Annotated in this window: 3 protein-coding genes; all 3 read right to left on the bottom strand. The window is 75.1% G+C overall.

Annotation, left to right across the window (positions count from 1 at the left end; all coding sequences use genetic code 11):
• The coding region (locus VF468_12415) for an aldehyde dehydrogenase family protein (protein HEX5879098.1) at positions 1–1355 on the bottom strand (1355 nt) is incomplete at its 3' end.
• Position 1356: 1 nt separating this feature from the next.
• On the bottom strand, positions 1357–2142 hold the full coding sequence (locus VF468_12410) for an enoyl-CoA hydratase-related protein (GenBank protein HEX5879097.1): 786 nt from the start codon (positions 2140–2142) through the stop codon (positions 1357–1359).
• Between the two features lie 55 nt (positions 2143–2197).
• On the bottom strand, positions 2198–3313 hold a 1116-nt coding region (locus tag VF468_12405), incomplete at its 5' end, for a hypothetical protein (protein ID HEX5879096.1).

The following is a 3313-nucleotide window of genomic DNA, read 5'->3' as shown; positions in this document are numbered from 1 at the left end:
GGGTTGAGCAGGTGGTAGTCGTTGACCCAGACCGTGCCGGTGCGCAGGCGCTCGGCCAGGCGGACGGCGCGGGCCGAGTCGCGGCTCCAGACGGCGCCGGCCAGGCCGTAGGGGGAGTCGTTGGCGATGGCGACCGCCTGGTCGTCGTCGTCGAAGGGGATGACGGCCAGGACCGGGCCGAAGATCTCCTCCTGGGCGATCCGTGACGACGGGTCGACCCCGGTGAAGATGGTCGGGGCGAAGTAGTAGCCGCCCTCGTGGCCGGGGACGGTCACGCGCTCGCCGCCGGTGGCCAGCTTGGCCCCCTCCTCCTGGCCGATGCGCACGTAGCGCTCGACCCGTTCCAGCTGCTCGGCCGAGACCAGCGGGCCCATGTCGGCGGCGGGGTCGGGGGCCGGGCCGACGGTGATCCGCTTGGCGATGTCGACCAGGCGGGCCACCACCTCGTCGTGGACCGGCCGGGCCACCAGCAGCCGGCTGCCGGCGGTGCAGACCTGGCCCTGGTGGAAGAAGATGGCGTAGGCGGCGCCGTCGGCGGCCAGGTCGAGGTCGGCGTCGTCGAGCAGGATGTTGGCCGACTTGCCGCCCAGCTCCAGGAGGACGTTCTTGACCGTGCCGGCGGCCAGGGCCGCGACCCGCTTGCCGACCTCGGTGGAGCCGGTGAAGGCGACCTTGTCGACCTCGGGCGAGGTGACCAGCGGCTCGCCCGCCTCCGGCCCGAACCCGGGCAGGACGTTGACCACCCCGTCGGGCACGCCCGCCTCGCTGCACAGCTTGGCCAGCTCCACGGCCGTGCAGGGGGTCTGCTCGGCCGGCTTGAGGACGACGGTGTTGCCGGCGGCCAGGGCCGGGGCCAGCTTCCAGGCGGCGTTCTGGATGGGGAAGTTCCAGGGGACGATGGCGGCGCAGACCCCGACCGGCTCCCGGCGCAGGTAGTTGTGGCTGGGCCCGGGGGCGACGGTGAACGGCAGGGGCAGCTCGACCGGGAGCCTGGTGGCGAGCTCGGCGTAGGTCCGGAAGGTGAACATGGCCCCGGCGACGTCCGACGACCTGGTCTTGCGGATGGTGCCGCCGGCGTCGCGGACCTCCAGGTCGACCAGGCGAGGGGCCTGCTCCTTGAGCTTGGCCGCGACCGCCTGGAGCACCGCCGCCCGCCGCTCCGGCTTGAGCCCCGACCAGCGGCCGTCCTCGAACGCGGCCCGGGCGGCGGCCACGGCGTGGTCGACGTCGGCCTTCCCGGCCCTGGCCACGGTGGCGTGGGCCCGGCCGGTGGACGGGTCGATCGTCTCGAAGATCTCCCCGCCAGCCGCGTCCGTGGAGGCGCCGTCGACGAACAGCTGGTAGTCGGCCGGCACGTCAGGCTCCCTGGAAGTCCGGGGGGCGCTTCTCCAGGAAGGCGGTGACGCCCTCCAGGTGGTCCTTGGTCTGGCCGGAGGCGACCTGGGCCTCGGCCTCGCCGGCGAGCGCGCCGTCCAGGTCGGTCCCGAGGTGGTCGCGGAGCAGGGCCTTGGTGCGGCCGAAGGCCAGGGTCGGGCCGGCGGCCAGGGCGGCCACTGCCGCCTCGGCCTCCCGCTGGAAGTCCTCGGCCGGCCAGACCCGGTTCGCCAGCCCGAACGACAGCGCCTGGTCGGCGTCGACCCAGTCGCCGAGCAGGGCCATCTCCATGGCCCTGGACAGGCCGACCAGCCGGGGCAGGTGCCAGGTCGAGCCGGCGTCGGGGACCAGGGCGATCCCGGAGAAGGCGAGGCGCCAGCGGGCGGCGCCGCTGGCCAGCCGCAGGTCGCACGCCAGGGCGAGCGACACCCCGGCCCCGGCCGCGACCCCGTTGACCACGGCCACGGTCGGCTTGGGCATCCCGGCCAGCAGCCGGCAGATGGGCGCGTAGTGCCGCTCCAGCTCGGCCGCGAAGTCGGCCGCCCGGCCCTCCCGGTAGCCCTGCTCCAGCTCGCGCAGGTCCTGGCCGACGCAGAACGCCCGGCCGGCGCCGGTCAGGGCCACCGCCCGGACGCCCGGGTCCTCGGCGGCGTCGGTGAGGGCGCCGAGCAGCTCCTCCTTGGTCGGGCCGTCGAGGGCGTTCAGCGCGTCCGGCCGGTCCAGCGTGATCCAGGTCGCCGCCCCGTCGCGGCGGACGGACAGGCTCATGGGCGGGCTCCTTTGTCCGCGGGGACCGGGTCAGCCTACCGGACGGTGGCGGGCCTCAGCCGCCGAAGTCGCCCCCGCCGAAGTCGCCCCCGCCCCAGTCACCGCCGCCCCAGTCGCCACCGCCGGCGTCGCCTCCGTCCCCGCCGCCGTCGCCGCCGCCGTCACCGCCGCTGTCGACGTAGACCGGGCTGCCCCAGCCGCCGCCGAGGAAGCTGCCGATCAGCAGGCCGGTGAACAGCCCGCTCATCGGGTAGCCGCCGAAGTAGCCGCCGGCCCAGGGCCCGTAGTAGCCGGGCGCGTTCCAGTACGGGGTCATGCGGCCGCCGGCCCCGGCCAGCACCTGGCGTGACTCCGGCTCCAGGCCGTCGTGGACCCGCTGGGCGTCGGCCGCGCAGGCCGGGACCATCCGCGGAGCGCCGTCGGGGGGCGCCCACTGGACGTCCTCGACCGAGGGGCCGTGCCGGGGATCAAAGAAGCACGGCGGCCGGCGCTCGGGGAGGGGCCGTCCCTCCAGGATCGCCTTAGTCGCCGACATCTCGTACCTGCCCGCCTCCAGGGCCGCGCTCATCGGGGCCAGGTCCTCGGCCCGCCGGGCCCGGTCAAGGGCGGTGGCCGCCTTCTGGTACTGGTCGACCGCCTCGGTGTAGTGGCGCACGGCCTCCGGGTCGGCGTCGGGCATGCTGGTGTCCAGGTCGAGCGCCCGGATGTCGTCGCTGAGCGCGACCAGGTCCTCGTTCGCGACCGACTTGACCTCCTCCAGCTCCCTGAGGCGCTGGGCCTCCCGTTCCCGGCGCCGCCGCCGCATCCCGAAGATGAGCGCCCCCCCGCCGACCGCCAGCACGGTGAGCACCGCCACCGTCGCGATCACTCCACCGGCCCCACCGCTGCCGTCACCGGACTGCGCGGCCGGCCCGTTCGGGGCGGTCTCCGCCACCCCGTCGACCCACTGCAGCAGGTCCGCCTGGAGGTTGTTCCCACTGTCCGCGAAGGCCTTCTCGCCCAGTTCCCTGGCCGCGCCTCTGGGCAGGGTGTCGCTGCCCGCCGCCCAGGTGGTGCCCGCGGTCACCAGATAGGCGCCCGACCGGTCCAGGCGTTTGGCGATCGCCTCGACCAGCTTGGCAGTGTCCTCGCCGGTCTCCTGGTTTGCCTCCTCGGGCAGGACCGCGATGTA

The sequence above is a fragment of the Actinomycetota bacterium genome (assembly GCA_036280995.1).
Lineage (GTDB): Bacteria > Actinomycetota > CALGFH01 > CALGFH01 > CALGFH01 > CALGFH01.
The sequence above is the reverse complement of the archived record's forward strand: the minus strand, read 5'-3'. Positions and strand labels throughout refer to the sequence as shown.

Excerpts from the sequence above, each read along its gene's own strand:
- VF468_12410 (HEX5879097.1), bottom strand. The coding sequence starts at position 2,142 with ATGAGCCTGTCCGTCCGCCGCGACGGGGCGGCGACCTGGATCACGCTG.